Source organism: Paenibacillus taichungensis (genome assembly GCF_047302525.1).
GTDB classification, from domain to species: Bacteria; Bacillota; Bacilli; order Paenibacillales; family Paenibacillaceae; genus Paenibacillus; species Paenibacillus taichungensis_B.
Map to the genome: position 1 here is coordinate 5,833,389 of NZ_CP168020.1, position 21,024 is coordinate 5,854,412.

Consider the following 21,024-nt stretch of genomic DNA (forward strand, 5'->3'; position numbering starts at 1 on the left):
GTGGCCTCCTTAAAATTATAATTTTATGTTTTCACTAAATGAAGTGCAAAGAATACATGACTCTTATGCACTTTCATTCAATGAGAGAAAACTACTCGGTTCCTTTTGTTTTGGCAACAATCTCTTCAGCGATGCTCTTAGGAACTTCTTCATAGTGAGAAAGCTCCATGGAGAATACGCCGCGTCCTTGAGTACCGGAACGAAGAGTTGTAGAGTATCCGAACATTTCAGACAAAGGTACTTTAGCACGGATGATTTGGGCTCCACTACGGGAATCCATACCTTCGATGCGGCCACGACGGGAGTTAAGCATACCCATAACGTCACCCATATACTCTTCTGGAACGGTTACTTCTACTTTCATGATTGGCTCAAGCAGAACCGGCTTACATTTGTCTTTCGCAGCTTTCAGCGCCATCGATCCGGCAATTTTAAATGCCATCTCGTTGGAATCGACATCATGGTAAGATCCGTCTACGATTGTAGCCTTAACGTCAACAAGCGGGAAGCCTGCGATAACGCCGTTTTTCATTTGCTCTTCGATACCTGCTAGAGCTGGTTGAATGTATTCTCTTGGAACAGAACCACCGACAACCTTACTTTCGAACTGGCTGCCTGTACCCGCCTCGAGAGGTTCAAACTCAACCCATACGTGACCGTATTGACCACGACCACCGGATTGACGAACGAATTTACCTTCAACACGCGCTGGTGCACGGAAAGTTTCACGGTAAGCTACTTGTGGTTTACCCACAGTAGTTTCAACCTTGAACTCACGACGCATACGGTCAATGATGATATCAAGGTGAAGCTCACCCATACCTGCCAAGATCGTTTGGCCTGTTTCTTCATCAGTATGAGCACGAAGAGTAGGATCCTCTTCAGTCAACTTACCGAGAGCAACACCCATCTTATCTTGGTCAGCTTTGGTTTTAGGTTCAACGGCGATTTCGATAACCGGATCAGGGAAGTTCATTGACTCCAGGATAACCGGATTTTTCTCATCACACAGTGTATCACCTGTACCCGTATCTTTCAAACCTACAGCAGCTGCAATGTCACCGGAGTAAACTTCAGTGATCTCTTGACGGCTGTTCGCATGCATTTGAAGGATACGACCGATACGCTCACGTTTGTTTTTAGTTGCGTTCAATACGTAAGATCCGGATTGAAGAACACCGGAGTAAACGCGGAAGAATGTCAACTTACCAACGTAAGGGTCAGTCATGATTTTGAAGGCCAATGCGGAGAAAGGCTCTTCATCGGATGACTTACGAATTGCTTCAGTTCCATCTTCAAGATGACCAGTGATAGATGCAACGTCTGTTGGAGCCGGCAAGTAGTCGATAACAGCATCCAACATCAGTTGAACACCTTTGTTACGATACGAGGACCCACAGATAACCGGGAAGATCTTAACATCAACAACACCTTTACGGAGGGCCGCTTTGATCTCATCAATAGTGATCTCTTCGCCTTCCAGGTATTTCATTGTCAAATCTTCGTCGAGTTCTGCAACACGCTCAACCAATTCGTTACGGAGTTCTGCAACTTGCTCAACAAATTCCGCAGGAATTTCGGTTTCTTCGATATCTTGTCCCAGGTCATCTTTGTACATATGAGCCTTTTGTGCAACGATATCAATGATACCTTTGAAATCATTTTCAGCGCCGATAGGAAGTTGAATCGCAACTGCGTTCGCTTGAAGGCGATCACGCATGTCAGATACAACGTTCAGGAAGTCAGCACCGATGATATCCATTTTGTTTACGTAAGCGATACGAGGTACGCCGTACTTATCAGCCTGTCTCCATACGGTTTCGGACTGAGGCTCAACGCCTTCTTTCGCACTGAATACACCAACTGCTCCGTCCAATACACGAAGGGAACGTTCAACTTCAACAGTGAAGTCAACGTGTCCCGGGGTATCAATGATGTTAACGCGGTGGCCTTTCCAAGCAGCGGTAGTCGCAGCGGAAGTAATTGTAATTCCGCGCTCCTGTTCCTGTTCCATCCAGTCCATTGTCGCAGCGCCTTCGTGTACTTCACCGATTTTGTGCGTACGTCCTGTGTAGAACAAGATCCGCTCAGTTGTCGTGGTTTTACCCGCATCAATATGAGCCATGATCCCGATATTACGTGTATTTTTCAAGGAGAACTCTCTTGCCATGAAATGGGTCTCCCTTCAAAATTGAAGTTATTATTGTGAACCGAATCCTACCAACGGTAGTGAGCAAACGCTTTGTTCGCTTCAGCCATTTTATGCGTATCTTCACGTTTTTTAACGGAAGCGCCTGTGTTGTTGGAAGCGTCGATGATCTCAGCCGCCAAACGCTCTTCCATTGTTTTCTCACCGCGGTTGCGGGAGTAGTTCACGAGCCAACGTAATCCCAAAGCAGTACGTCTCTCTGGTTTTACCTCGATTGGTACTTGGTAGTTGGCACCGCCGACACGGCGAGCTTTAACTTCCAGGACTGGCATGATATTTTTGATTGCTGCTTCAAATACTTCCATAGGGTCATTACCCGTACGTTCTTGAATCAACTTAAACGCATTATACAGAATGCTTTGAGCAACACCGCGTTTTCCGTCGAGCATGATGCGATTGATCAAACGAGTAACCAGCTTGCTGCTGTATACCGGATCTGGCAACACGTCTCTTTTCGTAACTGGACCTTTGCGTGGCATGGATATCCCCCTTTCTTTCTTCATGAGCACATCCTACACCTCCTGGGATTAACCCAGAAGATATTCAGGACTGCTACTTATAATATTTTAGGCTTTTTTAGCTTTTGGACGTTTAGCACCGTATTTCGAACGAGCTTGCATACGGTTGTTCACGCCTGCAGTATCAAGAGCTCCGCGAACGATGTGATAACGAACCCCTGCAAGGTCTTTAACTTTACCTCCACGGATCAACACAACACTGTGCTCTTGAAGGTTATGTCCGATACCCGGGATATAAGCAGTTACCTCGAGACGGTTCGTCAAACGAACACGGGCATACTTACGAAGTGCAGAGTTTGGTTTACGTGGAGTCATTGTACCTACACGAGTGCAGACACCACGTTTTTGTGGGGCACTGATGTTAGTTGATTCACGTTTCAAAGCATTGAACCCTTTTTGCAAAGCTGGTGATTTGGACTTATCAACTTTAGCTTGACGTCCTTTACGTACCAGTTGATTAATAGTTGGCATGTGATTGCCACCCCCTTCCTCAATTTTTCATGTTTCTTTATAAACCTCTTACGCTAAGTCCACAGACCCAGGCGGTTCATAAAAAGACAAATGAAAAGTTTTTGCCTTGGAGAATCCCTAAAAGTTCTCGGACAAAAACGTTCCTTACCGTATCATTTTACGACAGCAGCCATTGCTGCTCCTACTCCAATCCCGCAAGCTTTGCCGAGATTTTTCATTGTGTCCACTTTCGTGCACTTCACATTGTGTTGTTCACACAAAGCAATGATTTTGGAAGTAAGCTGCGGATCACAATCTTCAGCCACATAAACTTCAGAAGCCATACCTGTCTGAACCATCCGCGTGGTCTGTTTGGTACCTATTTTGACATGAGCATCTTGCAGACCTTTTTCATTAGACATTGTTCATTCCTCCGAATAGGACCAAATACAATCAGCTACTCACGCACCTTTGATATATTAGCATCTAACGCAAGCAATGTCAATGCTAATCCTAAAATATTTCATTTAAAGTTTTGCCTCGCCGGGAACGCCCTTCTGTATGAAACAGCCGTCGCCTCCCGGCGTACAAAACTTTAGTTCACCCTTATAATAAGGATGAATCTAGTGAAATATCTTAATCAACCGAAACTGGCTCAAGTTCTTCTACCGAAGATTGGCCATCTTCCGGCTCAGCAAATTTGATGCTGCGGTAACGGTGCATACCTGTACCTGCAGGAATCAGTTTACCGATGATTACATTCTCTTTCAGACCGAGTAACTGATCCACTTTACCTTTAATCGCTGCATCTGTCAGTACACGTGTAGTCTCTTGGAACGAAGCCGCCGAGAGGAAGGAGTCTGTTTCCAAGGATGCTTTCGTAATACCGAGCAGAATTGGTTTTGCAACCGCTGGCTCTTTATCACTCAGAATCGCTGTTTTGTTAGCTCTTTCGTACTCATGCATATCAACGAACGATCCTGGCAACAGCGTTGTATCTCCTGCATCGACGATGCGGATTTTACGCAGCATTTGACGGATCATAACTTCAACGTGTTTATCATTTATTTCTACGCCTTGGTTACGATATACGCGTTGTACTTCCTGCAAAATGTAGTTTTGTACGCCACGTATGCCTTTAATGCGCAGCATTTCTTTTGGATCGATGGAACCGTCTGTCAACTCGTCACCCGCTTCAATTTCCATGCCTTCGCTTACACGCACACGGGAACCGTAGGTAACGGCGTATACTTTGGATTCCGCTTCACCTTGAATTTCGATTTCACGACGATCTTTCGTCTCGCGAATCTCTTTAACCACACCATCAATCTCACTAATTGTTGCTTGACCCTTAGGATTACGAGCTTCAAACAACTCTTGGATACGTGGCAAACCTTGCGTAATATCGTCTCCGGCTACACCACCGGTGTGGAAAGTACGCATTGTCAGCTGTGTTCCTGGTTCACCAATGGACTGTGCTGCAATAATCCCAACTGCTTCACCGATCTCCACGTGTTTACCTGTCGCAAGGTTTCGACCGTAACACTTCTTGCAGACACCATGACTTGCACGGCAGCTGAGTACAGAGCGGATTTGCAATTTGGTTATGCCTGCTTCGATGATAGCCTCTGCTTTGTCGGAGTCAATCAATTCATTGCGACCTACAATAATTTCTTTCGTTTCCGGATGACGTAATGTCTCGAAGCAGTATCTGCCTTCAATACGGTCGTAGAGATCTTCAATAACCTCTTTACCATCCTGGATACGACTTACTGTAAAGCCTTTATCTGTACCACAATCATCATCACGCACGATTACGTCTTGCGCTACGTCTACGAGACGACGAGTCAAGTAACCTGAATCCGCTGTACGCAGAGCCGTATCCGCCAAACCTTTACGCGCACCGTGAGTCGAGATGAAGTACTCGAGTACCGTCAGACCTTCACGGAAGTTTGATTTGATTGGGAGTTCAATGATTCGACCGGACGGGTTGGCCATCAGACCACGCATACCGCCCAATTGGGTGATTTGCGATTTGTTACCCCGTGCTTTGGAATCCACCATCATCATAATGGAGTTATAACGATCCATGGACTTCATCAGAATTTCAGTGATGTCATCTTTGGATTTTGACCAGATATCAATGATACGGTCATAGCGCTCTTCATTCGTGATCAGACCACGACGGTACTGATTCGTAACGATCTGTGCTTTTTCCTCAGACTGTCTAAGAATTTCAAATTTCTCAGGTGGAACGATAACATCCGACACCGCTACCGTGATACCGGCACGAGTGGAGTATGTGAATCCGAGTTGTTTGATTTTATCCAAAATAACGGCTGTTTCCGTTGTGTGATAAATTTCAAAACAACGTGCGATGATAGAACCGAGATATTCTTTGCCGACGCCACCAGCCAGAGGAGCGTTCATGATTGCTTCTCTAAGGTCAGCACCCTTCTCATAAACAAATGAATGCTCCGCAGTACCTTGGTACAGGTTCGCACGAGTTGCATCATTGATGTAAGGGAAGCTTGCCGGGAAGATTTCGTTAAAGATGATTTTGCCGATCGTAGTCAGCAACATTGCATCTTGCTGTTCATCAGTAAAGATTGTTTTGCCAAGTGCTTTAACCGGAATCGCTACACGTGCATGCAAACCAGCAGTACCACGTTGATACGCGGATACAGCTTCGTTAACCGTACGCAAGATCATACCTGTTCCCTTTTCTTCCTTGTTGTCCATAGTCAGGTAGTAAGAACCAAGCACCATATCCTGGGAAGGGGTAACAACCGGTTTACCGTCTTTCGGGTTCAAAATGTTGCCTGATGCAAGCATCAGGATACGTGCTTCCGCTTGAGCTTCAGCGGACAATGGAACGTGCACGGCCATTTGGTCACCGTCAAAGTCGGCATTGTATGCCGTACATACGAGCGGGTGAAGACGGATCGCTTTACCTTCAACGAGAATCGGTTCAAACGCTTGAATACCGAGTCTGTGAAGCGTAGGGGCACGGTTCAGCAGAACCGGGTGCTCCTTAATTACTTCTTCAAGAACATCCCATACTTCAGGACTTACACGCTCAACTTTACGTTTAGCGCTCTTGATGTTGTGGGCAAGCCCTTTATTTACAAGCTCTTTCATAACAAAAGGCTTGAACAGTTCAAGTGCCATATCTTTAGGCAGACCACACTGATACATTTTCAGGTAAGGTCCAACTACGATAACGGAACGACCGGAATAGTCAACCCGTTTACCGAGCAAGTTCTGACGAAAACGTCCTTGTTTACCTTTCAGCATGTGGCTGAGGGATTTCAAAGGACGGTTACCAGGACCCGTTACAGGGCGTCCACGACGGCCGTTGTCGATCAATGCGTCAACAGCTTCCTGCAGCATCCGTTTTTCATTTTGCACGATAATGTCTGGCGCGCCCAAGTCAAGCAAACGTTTCAGACGATTGTTCCGGTTGATTACACGGCGATACAGGTCATTCAGGTCAGACGTTGCAAAACGTCCACCATCCAGCTGTACCATTGGACGAAGTTCCGGTGGGATAACAGGAAGTACATCCATGATCATCCACTCAGGTTTATTACCCGAGTTGCGGAACGCTTCGATAACTTCCAGACGTTTGATTGCACGGTTACGACGTTGTCCTTGTGCAGTGCGGAGCTCTTCCTTCAGGAATTCAAGCTCTTTATCCACATCAATGTCTTGAAGCAGTTTTTTAACCGCTTCTGCACCCATGCCAGCGTGGAATCCATATCCGTATTTCTCACGGTAGCTGCGGTATTCTTTCTCGGACAACAGCTGTTTTTTCTCCAGTGGAGTTTCTCCTGGATCAGTTACTACATATGATGCAAAATAAATAATCTCCTCGAGAGATCTTGGAGACATATCCAGAGCGAGACCCATGCGGCTCGGAATACCTTTGAAGTACCAGATATGCGATACCGGAGCAGCGAGCTCAATATGGCCCATCCGTTCGCGGCGTACTTTCGCACGTGTGACTTCAACGCCACAACGATCACAGACAACGCCTTTATAACGCACGCGTTTGTATTTACCGCAATGACATTCCCAGTCTTTTGTAGGGCCAAAAATCTTTTCGCAGAACAGCCCTTCTTTTTCCGGTTTCAACGTACGATAGTTGATCGTTTCCGGTTTTTTCACTTCTCCGCGGGACCAAGAACGAATTTTTTCTGGGGAAGCAAGCCCGATCTTCATGTATTCGAAATTGTTGACGTCCAACAAGGAGCAACCCTCCTTAACCAAGTCCTGTATTCTAGGTTACGCCCCCTCCGGCCGAAGCCGGAGCAAGACGCGAGCCTGATGAAAAACGCCGGTCATCATGCGCCCGAAGCGGTTACTCCGCTCCGACCTCTGTACCCTCGAGGTTGAGGCTGAGCTTATCGCTCGCAGCGTCATCTTCATCGTCCATTTCTTTCATTTCAATCTCTTGCTCATCTTCGCTCAAAATCTTAACGTCCATACCCAAGCTTTGCAGCTCTTTGATCAATACTTTGAATGATTCAGGAACACCTGGTTCAGGAACATTCTCGCCTTTGACGATGGACTCATACGTTTTCACCCGACCTACAACGTCATCGGACTTAACAGTCAAGATTTCTTGCAGTGTATAGGCCGCACCATAAGCCTCAAGCGCCCATACTTCCATCTCCCCGAAACGTTGTCCACCGAACTGGGCTTTACCACCCAGAGGCTGTTGCGTAACGAGTGAGTAAGGACCTGTGGAACGAGCATGGATTTTATCGTCAACCATGTGCGCCAGCTTAATCATATGCATGACGCCCACAGTAACTTCACGTTCGAACTCTTCTCCCGTACGACCGTCGTAGAGAACGGTTTTACCATTCCGCTGCATACCTGCTTCTTCCATCGTATCGAAGACGTCATACTCCTTCGCTCCGTCGAATACAGGAGTAGCTACGTGAATACCGAGCTGCATGGCTGCCATACCCAAGTGAACTTCAAGCACTTGACCGATGTTCATCCGGGAAGGTACGCCCAGCGGGTTAAGAACGATTTGAACTGGTGTTCCATCCGGCAGGAAAGGCATATCTTCTTCCGGTAGGATACGGGCCACGACCCCTTTGTTACCGTGACGTCCGGCCATTTTATCACCCTCGGAAATTTTCCGTTTTTGAGCGATATAGACACGAACGAGTTGGTTAACACCTGGAGGCAGTTCATCACCGTTTTCACGGGTAAAGACTTTTACATCAACTACGATACCGTCAGTACCGTGAGGTACACGCAGGGAAGTATCACGTACTTCACGCGCTTTCTCACCGAAGATCGCATGCAGGAGACGTTCTTCTGCAGTCAGTTCCGTTACACCTTTTGGTGTTACTTTACCAACCAGAATGTCACCGGCACTGATTTCAGCACCGATACGGATAATACCACGCTCATCCAGATTACGCAGCGCTTCTTCCCCTACGTTCGGGATATCACGTGTGATCTCTTCAGGTCCGAGCTTAGTATCACGTGCTTCAGACTCATATTCCTCGATATGAATGGATGTATACACATCTTCTTTAACGAGTTTTTCGCTGAGCAAGATCGCATCCTCGTAGTTGTAACCTTCCCAAGTCATGAAGGCAACCACTACGTTACGTCCCAGTGCCAATTCACCCATTTCCGTTGAAGGACCGTCTGCAAGGATGTCGCCAGCTTTGACAACAGCACCTCTTTTGACAATCGGACGTTGGTTAATGCATGTTCCTTGGTTCGAACGCATAAATTTGTGTAATTTATATTTAACGATATCGCCTTTGACTTCTTGACCATCAACTTCTTCAACACGACGCAACCAAATCTCATTCGCAGAAGAACGTTCAATAATCCCGTCATATTTGGAGACAATACATACACCGGAATCTTTCGCGGCTTTATGTTCCATACCTGTTCCGACCAGCGGAGCTTTAGGAATCAAGAGTGGAACGGCTTGCCGCTGCATGTTCGATCCCATGAGCGCACGGTTGGAGTCATCGTTCTCAAGGAACGGAATGAGCGCTGTAGCGACAGATACAACTTGCTTAGGAGATACGTCCATGTAGTCAACACGTTCACTCGGCATCGTAAGGATGTTATCCGACTGCTTGTTGTAACGTACAATGATCGCTTCTTCAGCAAAAGTACTGTCTTCATTCAGCTTCGCATTCGCTTGAGCAATTACATAGTTGTCCTCTTCGTCTGCTGTCAGGTAATCGATCTGCTCAGTTACGACACCAGTCTTCGGATCTACCCAGCGATAAGGAGCTTCAATGAATCCATATTCGTTCACACGGGCAAATGTCGACAAGGAGTTGATCAAACCAATGTTTGGTCCCTCTGGTGTCTCGATTGGACACATCCGGCCATAGTGGGATGGATGCACGTCACGGACTTCCATGCCGGCACGCTCACGTGTCAAACCACCCGGTCCGAGTGCGGACAGACGGCGTTTATGTGTCAACTCACCCAGTGGGTTCGTTTGATCCATAAACTGTGACAATTGGGAGCTACCGAAGAACTCTTTAATGGATGCAATAACAGGACGTATGTTAATCAAAGCCTGAGGCGTGATTACGTTAGCATCCTGAATTGACATTCTCTCACGAACCACACGTTCCATACGGGATAAACCGATACGGAATTGGTTTTGCAAGAGTTCACCAACCGAGCGGAGACGACGGTTACCCAGGTGATCGATATCATCTGTGCTTCCGATGCCATGCAGAAGGTTAATGAAGTAACTGATGGAGGAAATGATATCAGCCGGTGTAACGTTCTTCACTGATTTATCAATGTTAGCATTGGCAATCAGTTTAACGACCTTACCATCCTCAATCGGTGAAAATACATCAATCGTTTGCATCGGGATATCATTGGCATCCAAAACGCCGTTAGCGACGTGATATGTGCGGAAACCAACGCTCTTCTCCAGTTGCGGCATGATTTCATCCAACAGACGACGGTCTATCATTTGACCTGCTTCAGCGATAATTTCACCGGTTTCGGTGTCCACAAGAGACTCAGCCAAACGTTGGTTGAACAAACGGTTCTTGATATGAAGCTTTTTGTTGATTTTGTAACGACCCACATTAGCCAGGTCATAACGTTTTGGATCAAAGAAACGGGCTACGAGCAAGCTTTTCGCATTATCCAGCGTTGGTGGCTCGCCCGGACGAAGGCGCTCATAAATCTCAATCAGCGCTTTCTCCGTGGAATCCGTATTGTCTTTGTCCAGCGTATTGCGAATATATTCGTCATTACCGAGCAGATCCAGAATCTCAGCGTCTGTGCCAAAACCAAGTGCACGCAGGAGAACCGTCACCGGTATTTTACGTGTGCGGTCGATCCGGACGTAAACAACATCCTTCGCGTCCATCTCCAGTTCGAGCCAAGCGCCGCGGTTAGGAATAACTGTAGCGGTATACGTTTTTTTGGCGTTTTTATCTACTTTGGTACTGAAGTAAACGCTAGGAGAGCGAACCAACTGGCTGACAATAACCCGTTCCGCACCATTAATAATAAATGTGCCGGTGTCGGTCATCAGCGGGAAATCTCCCATGAATACTTCCTGCTCTTTGACTTCGCCGGTTTCCTTATTAATGAGCCGGACTTTGACCCGAAGCGGTGCTGCATAAGTAACGTCACGCTCTTTCGCGTCGTCTACTGTATACTTCGGTTCACCGAGACTGTAATCGATAAATTCCAAAATCAAGTTACCTGTAAAATCCTGGATCGGCGAGATATCCTGGAACATTTCGCGCAACCCTTCCTCCAAAAACCAATCGTAAGATTTTTGTTGGATCTCAATCAGGTTCGGAACTTCGAGTATCTCGTTAATTCGTGCATAACTGCGCCGAGTGCGTCGACCATATTGAACAAGATGTCCTGCCAACTTAAACTCACCCCTCAATGTCTACTCACTTTAAAAATTTCGTTGCGAACCTCTGTTTGTAACCTTATAATGGTACACATACAGAGCAAAGCAATGCATCCACAAATAAAGAAAAGCCCTTACTCGAATGTCGTTCGAAAAAAGAGCAACTTTGATCGGCGGATGTCTTTCCAAATCATACTTATCCCCAGTTTGCCCAAAATGTACATATTATACGCCAAACGTAGGCATAATAAGCCCGTTCGGCGTAAAAAAGGTTGACATTTTTAGTTAGCTAAAGCCAAATAGGGCATCTTAATACTGACATTTTACAATAATACCACGACCTGAATTTCAAGTCAATAGTCCTATTGCAAAAAAAATGCTACCCTGCTTACTTTACAAATCAGGATTTAGCCAAAAGGCGCCTCTTCCAATTTTACCGCTTTGAAAATTCGGTAGCCTTTATCCTTCGTTACTTCCTCCACTCGTCCAAAGAGAGATTCCAGCTTCGCTTTTGCCGAAGGTGCTCCCTGCTTTTTCTGAATGACAACCCATAACGCTCCGTCCATCTTCAAATGACGATATGCCTGTTCAAAGATCGTATGCACGGTTTCCTTACCCGCACGGATCGGAGGATTGGTCAGAATCACGTCAAAGTCTTCCTTTTTAACCTCCGCCAGGAGATTGCTTTGCATAACCGTTACATTCGTTATGCTGTTCGCTTTTGCATTTTCCCTGGAAAGCTCAACCGCTCTCTCATTGATATCGATCATGGTGACATGTCCATCCGGTACAAGTTTAGCTGCTGTAAGACCAATAGGTCCATACCCGCAGCCCACATCCAGTACATGAGCTCCAGCAGGCAACTCTATAGTATCAATCAACACTCTGCTGCCGTAATCGATTCCGTTTTTGGAAAATACCCCTGCATCTGTAACGAGTCGTAATTTCCATCCGCGTAGCTCCGCTTCTGTAGCCCGTCTGTCATGTGCCACCTGCGGTTTGTCCGAATAATAATGATTGGACATGTCCTCACTCACTTTCCCTTTACAATTACAGCAACAAACCCCTTGATATAAGTCAAGGGGTTTGTTGTTTTGTTCATCTAGCTAATGAAAGCTAAATTATTTAACTTCGATTGAAGCGCCTGCTTCTTCAAGCTTAGCTTTAACCGTTTCTGCTTCTTCTTTGCTAACTTTTTCTTTCAATGCTTTTGGAGCATTGTCAACTACTTCTTTCGCTTCTTTCAGGCCAAGACCTGTGATTTCGCGAACTGCTTTGATAACGTTGATTTTGGAAGCACCAGCGCTAGTCAAGATTACGTCGAACTCGGATTGCTCAGCTTCAGCTGCAGCAGCTCCGCCACCTGCAACAGCTACTGGAGCTGCAGCAGTTACGCCGAATTCTTCTTCGATTGCTTTAACGAGATCATTCAATTCCAGTACAGTCATGCCTTTGATTGCTTCCAAGATTTGCTCTTTACTCATGATTGAACCTCCATATATAATATTATTTTTTTGTAATTCACCACTGCCTAAGCAGCATTCAGATCAAGTTGCTTACGCGCCTTGTTCTTCTTTTTCAGCAACAGCTTTAACCGCAAGCGCGAAGTTGCGCACTGGCGCTTGAAGCACGCTGAGGAGCATGGAGAGGAGACCTTCGCGAGATGGCAATTCTGCCAATGCTTTGACTTCTTCTACTCCAATTACGCGACCTTCTACGACTGCACCTTTCAATTCCAGTGCATCGTTCTTTTTCGCGAAGTCGTTCAGAATTTTGGCTGGAGCCACTACGTCGTCTACGCTGAATGCAATTGCACTAGGACCTGTCAGTACTTCGTTAAGTTCTGTCAGTTCTGCTGCATCTGCTGCGCGGCGAAGCAACGAGTTTTTCAGCACTTGGAATTCGATTCCGGCTTCACGAAGCTGCTTACGCAGCTCAGTTACTTGGGCAACGTTCAAACCGCGATAGTCAACAACAACACTAGTAACGCTCTCGCGCAATTTTGCTGTTACTGCATCAACGGACTCTTGTTTTGCTTGAATCACTTTTGCGTTTGCCAAACTGTACACCTCCTGATCAAATTTATCCCATTAAGAAAAGCCTCCGTAGAATCACGAAGGCTTGATATATACTCATAACCGATTTTCATCGTTCTAAGTTCTATAATCACACCTCGGCAGGAAATTAAGCCAAAATGGCACCTACTGTCTACGGTAAGCATATTCAAATGTCAACGGTCAGTCACTCGGACTCACAACTTTTATAGAATATCAGAACAGGACAAGCCTGTCAAGAGATATTATCTAAAAGATGCTGCGTTCACGCGTGCGCCAGGGCCCATCGTAGAAGAAAGACTTACATTCTTCAGATAAACACCTTTTGCTGCCGCCGGTTTAGCACGAGTCAAAGCATCCATGAGAGCTTTAAGGTTCTCATTCAATTGCTCTGTCGAGAAAGAAGCTTTACCGATCGGTGCATGAATTTGACCTGCACGATCCAGACGATATTCGATTTTACCGGCTTTAATTTCTTGAACAGCCTTAGATACATCGAAAGTTACCGTTCCGGCTTTAGGGTTAGGCATCAGACCTTTACCGCCGAGCAGTCGGCCCAATTTACCTACTTCACTCATCATGTCTGGTGTCGCTACGCAGACGTCGAATTCGAACCAGCCTTGTTGGATTTTGTTGATCATGTCTGCATCACCAACATAGTCCGCGCCAGCCGCTTCCGCTTCTTTCGCTTTGTCACCTTTTGCAAATACCAATACGCGTTGTGTTTTACCTGTGCCGTGTGGCAAGACAACAACACCACGTACTGCCTGGTCTTGTTTACGTGGGTCAACGCCCAAGCGTACTGCTGCTTCGATAGTTTCATCGAACTTTGCAGTGGCTGCCTTTTTCACAAGCTCTACAGCTTCTGAAGGCTCGTAAGTTGCTTCGCTGTCAATCAGCTTAGCAGCTTCCAGGTATTTTTTACCGTGTTTAGCCATGTTATATTCCTCCTTTGTGGTGTTAGCGGATATACCTCCCACATCAACCGGCCGCGAATCGGCCGGCTTTACGAAGCCATGTTTCAGATGAAAAATTAGTCTTCGATGGTGATACCCATGCTGCGGGCAGTACCTTCGACCATACGCATTGCAGACTCAACGTCAGCAGCATTCAGGTCAGGCATTTTTTGTTCCGCGATTTGACGTACCGCATCACGTTTAACGGTAGCAACTTTTTTCTTGTTCGGTTCGCCGGATCCTTTTTCCACTTTAGCTGCCACTTTCAACAGAACTGCTGCTGGTGGAGTTTTAGTGATGAAAGTAAAGGAACGGTCTTCGAATACTGTGATTTCAACAGGAATAATCAATCCCGCTTGATCGGCTGTACGAGCGTTGAACTCTTTACAGAATGCCATGATGTTGACACCTGCTTGACCCAAAGCTGGACCTACCGGAGGCGCTGGATTCGCTTTACCTGCTGGAATTTGCAGTTTTACCATTTTGATTACCTTTTTTGCCATGATTGACACCTCCTTGCAAAATAGTGGTTAACGGGCCTCTCAGCCCTCCCACAAGAAACTTGAAGAGACTATATCTTCTCCACTTGCGTGTATTCCAACTCAAGCGGTGTTTCCCGTCCAAACATGTTCACGTGCACTTTCAACTTGCTTTTGTCTACCAAGATTTCTTCCACGGAGCCCACAAAATTCGCAAAAGGACCAACTTTAATACGTACGGATTCCTTAATATCGAATTCAATTTTAGGCTTCGGCTCAACCATGCCCATGTGCTTCAGAATTTGTTCCACTTCTTCAGGCAGCAAGGCTGTTGGTTTGGACCCGGAACCTGTCGAACCGACAAATCCCGTAACACCTGGTGTGTTGCGAACAACATACCAAGAGTCATCCGTCTGGACCATTTCCACCAAGACATATCCGGGGTAAACTTTACGCATAACGGTTTTTTTCTTACCGTCTTTGTTTACCACTTCTTCTTCCATAGGAACAAGAACGCGGAAAATCTTGTCTTCCATGCCCATGGACTCTACGCGTTTTTCCAAATTGGCTTTGACCTTATTCTCATACCCTGAGTAGGTATGAACGACGTACCATCTTTTTTCCATATCAAGCCACCTGGGACCCTTCTTAAATAATCGCTTCGATCACAGCGGAGATGCCGATATCAATGACCCAAAAAAATAGCGTCATAACCACAACAGTACCAAGAACGATCAATGTGTAGTTGGTCAGCTCTTTACGATTAGGCCAGCGAACTTTTTTAAGTTCAGCCCAGCTTTCAGAGAAAAAGGAAATCAGAGATTTGAAACTACGTTTCACGCCGACTACACCTCCAAAAAACTATCTGGTTTCGCGATGAGAAGTCTGCTCGTTACAAAACTTGCAAAATTTCTTCATCTCCATGCGGTCGGGGTGATTACGCTTGTTTTTTGTCGTAGTGTAATTTCTTTGTTTGCAGTTTGTACAAGCCAAAGTAATAATTACCCGCATGATGTACACCTCCCGAAGACTTCCACATTCAAGCGGAGTCTCTAAATTAATCCTAAAAAAAAGCCGCGAATTTAGGCCTACCTAAAACACTTTATCATAAGGGTATAACCATGTCAATGAAAGAATAGCCTTTCATCAATGGGTAAAAAGTTCCTATCAAACACATTCAGTTTCTCATCTCTGTTTTTCTCTTCTCCTGCATGGACCAAGCGATTACTAGTATAATCATTCTTTAACTTTATAAACTTGAGGCAGCAAAAAAAGACTCAAACCCCGAGCCTTTTCCGTCAACGACAACATGTGTTCAATTATCTCGAACTTCCAGGTACTTTTCAAGTTTACGCTTCACGCGCTGAAGTGCATTATCAATGGACTTTACATGCCTGTCCAAATCCACTGCAATCTCTTGATAAGATCTCCCGTCCAGATACAACATCAATACTTTACGTTCCAGATCACTCAGAATCTCAGACATCTTATCTTCCAGGCCCACAAACTCTTCCTGATTGATGATAAGTTCTTCCGGATCGCTGACCTGTGTTCCACAAATCACATCGAGTAACGTACGATCGGACTCTTCGTCATAAATAGGTTTGTCCAGTGATACATAAGAATTAAGCGGAATATGCTTCTGACGTGTTGCTGTCTTGATTGCCGTAATAATCTGTCGTGTAATACACAACTCGGCGAAGGCTTTGAAAGAAGCGAGCTTGTCCCCTTTGAAATCCCTTATGGATTTATAGAGTCCAATCATTCCTTCTTGAATGATATCTTCCCGGTCAGCCCCAATCAGAAAATAAGATCTTGCCTTGGCGCGTACAAAGTTACGATATTTGTTAATCAAAAACTCCAGCGCTTCGCTTTCACCTTCACGGACCGCTTCGACAATGTCTTCGTCACTTTGGTAATCATACTTGGATAACATGATATCTTTGAGGTCGACACTCACAGACAATCCCTCCGGCTGCAACGCAAGGTACCCCGTTACTCTACTCTATGAAATATAGGATCAGTATATATGATGGTACCTCACACCGTCAACCACGCTCTGCCTAAAAAAGAACATCAATAACATAATTGTCAAGAGTTTCAAAATTCTAATTTTTGTAAAACCGTGCTGTTATTCCCGGCGCCACCGCTCAAACTGCTTCAAAACATCCGGACTTAACTTCCCGCCAAGTGTATTTCGCGTTGCTTTAGCTTGATCTTCTTCCAAACGTTTCTGTAACTCTTTTTCGTTCTGCTCTACTTCGATCAGCAATTCCCTTGCGGATACACGCAGAGCTCCTTGTCCAAAAATGACATGCTGCTCTACCATATCGCTTGTAGCCACATAGATTTGGCGTCTTCGCGTGCTTAGTTCCCGAACGAGTCTCTCAATGCATTCGTCTGCCGTCTCTTTTTCCTTTGTAAAAAAGATCTGCACTTTGCTCTGTGTAAAGGATTTACCGAGTCCAGGCACGAGGTAGGCGTCAAAAACAACAATGACTCTCAAGCCGGAGAATGCCTGATAGTCGGCTAGTCGAGAGAGAAGCCTGTTGCGGGCCTCCTCCAATCCACTCTCCGCCAATCTGGATAGCTCCGGCCAGTCACCAATCATGTTGTACCCGTCTACAAGAAGCACATCACGGGAATCAGCCATATCTTCTAGTCCTGCGCTTGGCGCGAGCGGAGCACTTCATACATGACAACACCCGCTGCCACGGAAGCATTCAGGGAATTAATCTGACCTTGCATCGGCAATTTGATCAACACATCGCATTTCTCGCGAATGAGTCGTCCCATTCCCTTGTTTTCGTTTCCGATCACGAGGGCTACCGGGCCTGTAAAGACGCCGTTACCAAACACGCTCTCCTGAGCAGCAACATCCGTACCTACAACCCATACGCCCTCTTCCTTGAGACGGTCAATAGTTTGACCCAGATTGCTTACACGAGCCACTGGCACGTACTCAACAGCACCTGCTGAAGTTTTGGATACAGTCACTGTAACTGCAGCTGAGCGCCGTTTGGGCACAATGACACCATGCGCTCCCGTGCAGTCGGCCGTCCGCAAAATTGATCCAAGATTATGTGGATCTTCGATCTCATCCAGCAAAATCAAAAATGGATGTTCATTTTTAGCAGCCGCTGCAGCAAGAATGTCTTCAACCTCCACATAAGCGTAAGGAGCCGCTTGCGCCACCACACCCTGGTGTTGAATGCCCGGCACCGTTTGATCCAGTTTACGCTTGTCTACGTGCTGAATGACAATACCTAGTTTTTTTGCTTCCGCAATAATAGGCTGCGTCAAATGTTTTTGAGCTGTATCTGCAATCCATATTTTATTAATGGTCCGGCCTGAACGCAGCGCCTCCGTTACGGAGTGCTTACCGGCGATCCATTCTTCTTCCATCTTTGTTCGATCCTCTCTATAACGCCCTGTGATTTACTGCAGCACCCTAATCGGCGCACCTACAGAAGCGGCTTTGTTGTAATTTATATTATTTTGTCGGTGATTGCGAATTTTGTTCCGCATGCTCGATACCCCGGCGAATCAGTTCAATCATGCGATCATGCCGACCACTGCTATACAGGTAACCGATCAGACACTCCAGAGCAGTGGCATGTCTATACTCCAAAACGTCTGCGTTTTTGGGAATACTGCCAGACTTGGCATTACGACCTTGTCTGACAATGTCACGTTCTTCCTCGGTCAGCTCAGCCTCAATACCTGTGAGAATACGACTTTGTGCCTTCGCCGATACCAAACCGGTCGCACTACGGTGCAGATGGTTGGGACGCATGTTGGCTTTGGATAACAGATACTGCCGTACGGCTACCTCATATACCGCATCACCAATATAGGCGAGAGCGATGGGAGGAATCAACCGTGCAGGCCGGGAGGGGGGATAAGGAAACCATCCTCCCTGGTCAACGCTCAGAGACTGTTCATCTGTCTGCTGTTCCTCCCGTTGCTCGGCATGCTCGACGGATTCAGACAACTTTTTCAGTTGTTCCTCGCTCATTTGCGCCGCCATCTCATTCCTTGAGCCGTATCCTCAAGCAAGATACCCTGCGCAGACAGTTCATCCCGAATTTCATCAGCCCGCGCCCAGTTTTTGGTTTTGCGTGCTTCGTTACGTTCTACAATTAGACGTTCGATTTCTTCGTCCAAAAGCTCTGGTTCAGCCTCGGTATAGATGCGAAGTACCGCATTCAACTCACTGAACAATTCCAGCAGAGCGCGAATGTCCGCAGCGTTTACCACATCTTGCTGCAACAGTTGGTTAGCTTCCCCAGCCCACTCAAACATTGCCGTAATCGCATCAGGCGTATTGAAGTCGTCCTGCATTTTCTCATGATACTGCTGACGAATCTGCTCCAGTCTCGCTGCAAACTCAGCTGACACAGCCTGATCCACGCTCACAGCCTGCAAGCGATGATTAAGGTTACCTACGGCATTTGCGATCCGGTCCACACTATTCTGTGCCTGTTCCATCGTATCTTCCGTGAAGTTCAACGGATTGCGATAGTGAGTAGACAACATGAAATAACGAATGGCTTCGCGTTTATATTGATTGCGAAGGTCTTTGACAAGCACGCCGTTTCCGAGTGATTTCGACATTTTTTCGTTATCAATACGGATGAACCCGTTATGCATCCAGTAGTTTGCCAGTGGTTTGCCAGTCAACACCTCGGATTGAGCGCATTCGCACTCATGGTGCGGGAACTGCAAATCCTGTCCTCCGCCGTGAATATCCAACGTATCCCCCAGGTATTCCCGTGCCATGGCAGAGCACTCGATATGCCAGCCCGGACGACCATCGCCCCATGGACTGGACCAGAAAATCTCACCCGGCTTCGCAGCTTTCCAGAGGACGAAGTCTTCCGGATGCTCTTTGCGCTCATCTACACCAATACGAATTCCGAACTGTAATTCCTGAAGGTTTTGCTTAGACAGTTTGCCGTACTCCGCGAATTTGCCTGTGCGATAATATACGTCACCGCCATTTTCATAGGCGAAGTCCTTTTCAACCAGCTCACGGATAAAATCAATAATAAGCGGCATGTTTTCGGTCACTCTTGGATTACTGCTTGCCTTCGGAATACCCAGCCCTTCGAGGTCCTCGTAATAAGCCGCAATAAACTTCTCGGCGACATGAGGAACATCTGTACCAAGCTGCTCGGCTTTGCGAATGAGCTTGTCATCAACATCCGTGAAATTCACGACATAGTTCACCTCATGCCCGGTCTGTTCCAAGTATCCGCGAACCGTGTCGAAAAAGATAACTGGACGTGCATTCCCGATATGAATGTAATCGTATACCGTTGGCCCGCACACATACATTTTCACTTTCCCCGGCTCTTGGGGAACAAAATTCTCTTTGGTACGACTCATCGTATTGTAAATTTGAAGCGTCATAGTCACTTTCCTTTCATCCGTTTCCATCATTATTCTATTGTACCACGGGAAAACTCACTTTCACGGGTACTCTGCAAAGTACGCACTTCTTCACGCAATCGTTCGATTTCTTGCTGCATGCTGCGCAGGGAATCGATGACCGGATCGGGAAGCTGCTGGTTCAGACGGTCCACCCGACGGCCATCCTGCTTCACGATTCTGCCTGGTATGCCTACAACCGTGCTATTTGAAGGGACTTCCTTCAGCACAACCGAGTTCGCACCAATATTACATTGGTCTCCTACGCTGAAAGAACCCAGTACCTTCGCCCCTGATGAGATAACCACATTATTGCCAATTGTCGGATGTCTCTTCCCTTTTTCTTTACCCGTTCCGCCAAGTGTGACCCCCTGATAGATGACAACATCGTCGCCAATTTCACACGTTTCCCCAATCACGACGCCCATGCCATGGTCAATAAACAACCGATTGCCAATCGTAGCACCGGGATGGATTTCGATACCTGTCATAAAACGGCTGACCTGTGAAATGAACCGGGCGAAAGAAAACCATCTCCGCTTGTATAAAAAATGTGCCACCCGGTGCGCCCATATCGCATGCAGCCCCGAGTAGGTAAATACAACCTCAAACCATCCCCGGGCCGCCGGATCGTTTTCAAACACCGCCTGGATATCTGATCTGATCTTCTTGAACATGCTCGTTCCCCTCTTGTTCAGGTCTTCGTCCTCCGGCTTTCCGGATGGCGCGGCCCTCATGGTAGTGTACTTCTGACTCGACCTAAATAGAAAACGCCCCTGCAGCTATTTAAGCTGCAGAGGCGTTTATCGCGGTCCCACTCTGCTCGGTTCATGCCTTAACATACAAGAACTAGGCTACCTGTTATAGCTGCCTCATATCCTTGCACAAGAATGAACCCTCAACAGTTCCGTAACGGGAACCAACCGTCACAACCTATCCTGACGTTTTCCTCTCTCCTACATAACGAGGGGCGGGGCCGGATTCGGCTATGCAGCTCACGGGTGCATTTCGACTGACGGACAGCGGATGGC

General features: G+C 46.6%; 20 protein-coding genes and 1 other annotated feature. All 20 genes read right to left on the bottom strand.

The window, feature by feature from the left end; genetic code table 11:
• Window positions 1–91: 91 nt before the first annotated feature.
• Window positions 92–2,170, bottom strand: a complete 2,079-nt coding sequence (gene fusA / locus ACDJ58_RS26550) for an elongation factor G (RefSeq protein WP_413373792.1) — start codon at window positions 2,168–2,170, stop codon at window positions 92–94.
• A gap of 47 nt (window positions 2,171–2,217) precedes the next feature.
• A complete protein-coding gene (gene rpsG / locus ACDJ58_RS26555) occupies window positions 2,218–2,688 on the bottom strand; it encodes a 30S ribosomal protein S7 (RefSeq protein ID WP_024633590.1) in 471 nt (156 codons plus the stop codon).
• Between the two features lie 87 nt (window positions 2,689–2,775).
• Complete coding sequence (gene rpsL, locus ACDJ58_RS26560; RefSeq protein ID WP_056697677.1) at window positions 2,776–3,198, bottom strand: 30S ribosomal protein S12; 423 nt, start codon at window positions 3,196–3,198, stop codon at window positions 2,776–2,778.
• A gap of 152 nt (window positions 3,199–3,350) precedes the next feature.
• Entirely contained in the window at window positions 3,351–3,599 is a 249-nt protein-coding gene (locus ACDJ58_RS26565; protein ID WP_024633591.1) for a ribosomal L7Ae/L30e/S12e/Gadd45 family protein, read from the bottom strand.
• Between the two features lie 214 nt (window positions 3,600–3,813).
• Entirely contained in the window at window positions 3,814–7,428 is a 3,615-nt protein-coding gene (gene rpoC, locus ACDJ58_RS26570) for a DNA-directed RNA polymerase subunit beta' (protein ID WP_413373795.1), read from the bottom strand.
• Between the two features lie 112 nt (window positions 7,429–7,540).
• Entirely contained in the window at window positions 7,541–11,086 is a 3,546-nt protein-coding gene (rpoB, locus tag ACDJ58_RS26575; RefSeq protein WP_076292163.1) for a DNA-directed RNA polymerase subunit beta, read from the bottom strand.
• 392 nt (window positions 11,087–11,478) lie between these two features.
• Window positions 11,479–12,096, bottom strand: coding sequence for a class I SAM-dependent methyltransferase (locus ACDJ58_RS26580; protein ID WP_413373796.1), 618 nt, complete (start codon window positions 12,094–12,096; stop codon window positions 11,479–11,481).
• A 96-nt stretch (window positions 12,097–12,192) separates the two neighbouring features.
• Entirely contained in the window at window positions 12,193–12,555 is a 363-nt protein-coding gene (gene rplL, locus ACDJ58_RS26585) for a 50S ribosomal protein L7/L12 (RefSeq protein WP_024633595.1), read from the bottom strand.
• A gap of 72 nt (window positions 12,556–12,627) precedes the next feature.
• Window positions 12,628–13,131 (bottom strand): 50S ribosomal protein L10, encoded by a 504-nt coding sequence (rplJ, locus tag ACDJ58_RS26590; protein WP_413373797.1) that lies wholly within the window; start codon window positions 13,129–13,131, stop codon window positions 12,628–12,630.
• Window positions 13,132–13,154: 23 nt separating this feature from the next.
• Window positions 13,155–13,303, bottom strand: a sequence feature (ribosomal protein L10 leader region).
• 67 nt (window positions 13,304–13,370) lie between these two features.
• A complete protein-coding gene (gene rplA / locus ACDJ58_RS26595; protein ID WP_063567418.1) occupies window positions 13,371–14,063 on the bottom strand; it encodes a 50S ribosomal protein L1 in 693 nt (230 codons plus the stop codon).
• A 95-nt stretch (window positions 14,064–14,158) separates the two neighbouring features.
• A complete protein-coding gene (rplK, locus tag ACDJ58_RS26600; RefSeq protein ID WP_024633598.1) occupies window positions 14,159–14,584 on the bottom strand; it encodes a 50S ribosomal protein L11 in 426 nt (141 codons plus the stop codon).
• 68 nt (window positions 14,585–14,652) lie between these two features.
• Entirely contained in the window at window positions 14,653–15,186 is a 534-nt protein-coding gene (gene nusG / locus ACDJ58_RS26605) for a transcription termination/antitermination protein NusG (RefSeq protein WP_024633599.1), read from the bottom strand.
• Between the two features lie 22 nt (window positions 15,187–15,208).
• A complete protein-coding gene (gene secE / locus ACDJ58_RS26610) occupies window positions 15,209–15,400 on the bottom strand; it encodes a preprotein translocase subunit SecE (protein ID WP_053779219.1) in 192 nt (63 codons plus the stop codon).
• Window positions 15,401–15,421: 21 nt separating this feature from the next.
• Window positions 15,422–15,571: a 50S ribosomal protein L33 gene (gene rpmG / locus ACDJ58_RS26615; protein WP_072735843.1), complete on the bottom strand. Its 150-nt coding sequence runs from the start codon at window positions 15,569–15,571 to the stop codon at window positions 15,422–15,424.
• 304 nt (window positions 15,572–15,875) lie between these two features.
• Window positions 15,876–16,520: an RNA polymerase sporulation sigma factor SigH gene (gene sigH, locus ACDJ58_RS26620; RefSeq protein WP_024633601.1), complete on the bottom strand. Its 645-nt coding sequence runs from the start codon at window positions 16,518–16,520 to the stop codon at window positions 15,876–15,878.
• A gap of 171 nt (window positions 16,521–16,691) precedes the next feature.
• Window positions 16,692–17,213 carry an NYN domain-containing protein gene (locus ACDJ58_RS26625; protein WP_063567417.1) on the bottom strand — a complete coding sequence of 174 codons (522 nt, stop codon included), beginning with the start codon at window positions 17,211–17,213 and terminating at the stop codon, window positions 16,692–16,694.
• 5 nt (window positions 17,214–17,218) lie between these two features.
• Window positions 17,219–17,965, bottom strand: coding sequence for a 23S rRNA (guanosine(2251)-2'-O)-methyltransferase RlmB (rlmB, locus tag ACDJ58_RS26630; RefSeq protein WP_062329492.1), 747 nt, complete (start codon window positions 17,963–17,965; stop codon window positions 17,219–17,221).
• A gap of 88 nt (window positions 17,966–18,053) precedes the next feature.
• Window positions 18,054–18,578, bottom strand: coding sequence for a Mini-ribonuclease 3 (locus ACDJ58_RS26635; protein WP_413373799.1), 525 nt, complete (start codon window positions 18,576–18,578; stop codon window positions 18,054–18,056).
• Window positions 18,575–19,975, bottom strand: coding sequence for a cysteine--tRNA ligase (gene cysS / locus ACDJ58_RS26640; protein ID WP_413373800.1), 1,401 nt, complete (start codon window positions 19,973–19,975; stop codon window positions 18,575–18,577). The genes ACDJ58_RS26635 and cysS overlap by 4 nt, the downstream gene beginning before the upstream one ends.
• A gap of 29 nt (window positions 19,976–20,004) precedes the next feature.
• Window positions 20,005–20,670: a serine O-acetyltransferase gene (cysE, locus tag ACDJ58_RS26645; protein WP_053779223.1), complete on the bottom strand. Its 666-nt coding sequence runs from the start codon at window positions 20,668–20,670 to the stop codon at window positions 20,005–20,007.
• Between the last annotated feature and the right edge of the window lie 354 nt (window positions 20,671–21,024).